At 66.3% G+C, this 1,182-nt stretch carries 2 protein-coding genes; both read right to left on the reverse strand.

What is annotated here, in order from left to right; all coding sequences use genetic code 11:
- Positions 1–352 precede the first annotated feature (352 nt).
- Positions 353–829, reverse strand: coding sequence for a GNAT family N-acetyltransferase (locus NA3_RS35320; RefSeq protein ID WP_062969258.1), 477 nt, complete (start codon positions 827–829; stop codon positions 353–355).
- A partial coding sequence (locus NA3_RS35325; RefSeq protein WP_157126670.1) for a P-loop nucleotide/nucleoside kinase family protein occupies positions 826–1,182 on the reverse strand: 357 nt, incomplete at its 5' end. The genes NA3_RS35325 and NA3_RS35320, both read right to left, overlap by 4 nt.

Raw genomic sequence — 1,182 nt, forward strand, 5'->3', positions numbered from 1 at the left:
TTCTGCGCCCGCTGCGGGGAGACGACCGCTTTCCCCGCCGGTGTCGCGACCCCCGACGGCCTGGGCGAGGTCCGCACCTGCGAGAACGACTGCGGTCAGCAGATCACCACACCTCTACTGGTGTGGACCGACGACAAAAACGCCGAGGTCACCTTCGAAAGCTGACTACGGAGAAAGGAATTCGGTATGTGGCGCCGGGACTGTACAGGCCCGGCCCACGCCGCAGGTTGCCCTGGCGCGGCCATCGGCTCGGTCGTCCCTGGTAGCTGGGCTCTGTCGGTGGCTGATGGTTCGATACCTGCCGAGGCCGCGGTCGGGGACGGCCCTGATGTGTGGTTCCGGGGCCGTCGGTTCAGCTCAGCAGCTTCTCGTAGACCGCGCGGGTCTTGCCGGGCCCCTTGAAGTCGGTGATCACCGATACCTCGCCAATCGTGTGGTCACCGGCGACATTGGTGAACCCCAACATGATCCACGCAGTGTGAGCGGCGTGGTTGTCGGGTTCGGAGGTCAGATACAACCGTCGACAGCCCCGGCCGATGCCGTGGTCGGCAATCGTGGCGATCAACGCACGGGTGATGCCGCGGCGCCGGTAGTCGGGGTGGGTGATGACGTCCTGGAGGTAGATGTCGGCGGGGTCGTCCTGGCTGCGGAACGCGATCACCGCGCCGGCGATCGCGCCGTCGACGACCGCGAGCGGGCAGGTGGTGGAGAACAGGGTGGCATACAGCCAGTAGTCGGAGCTGGTGCGCGGTGTGATGTAGGGGGCGCCGGTGCCCATCAGGTCGATGACCTCTCCGATGCGGGGCACCGACAGCGGCTCGATCCTCATTCCAGGATCGCGGTGGGGTCGCCACCGGTGTAGATGACGGCGTGCTCGTCCGGCTCGGGTGGGTCGAATCGGGCGAAGAAGTCGTCGAGTGCTTCCGGAGTGACTTCCAGGGCGTTGGCGTCCTCGCGCTTGTTGCGCTCGTCGAGGCGGCGCAGCAACTCGTCCTTGTCCACGGGCAGGTACACCAAAAGAGTTTTGGCGCCGAGGGATTCGGCGAACTCGCGCCAGGCGTCGCGGTCTGGGCGCAGCCACAACCCGTGATCGAGCACTACATCGTGACCCGCGGCGATCTCGGCGGCGAGCTGGTTGCGGATGTCGTCGACGACGGGGCGTTCTTTCTCGAAGTAGGTGTC

The sequence above is a fragment of the Nocardia africana NBRC 100379 genome (assembly GCF_001612635.1).
GTDB classification, from domain to species: domain Bacteria; phylum Actinomycetota; class Actinomycetes; order Mycobacteriales; family Mycobacteriaceae; genus Nocardia; species Nocardia africana.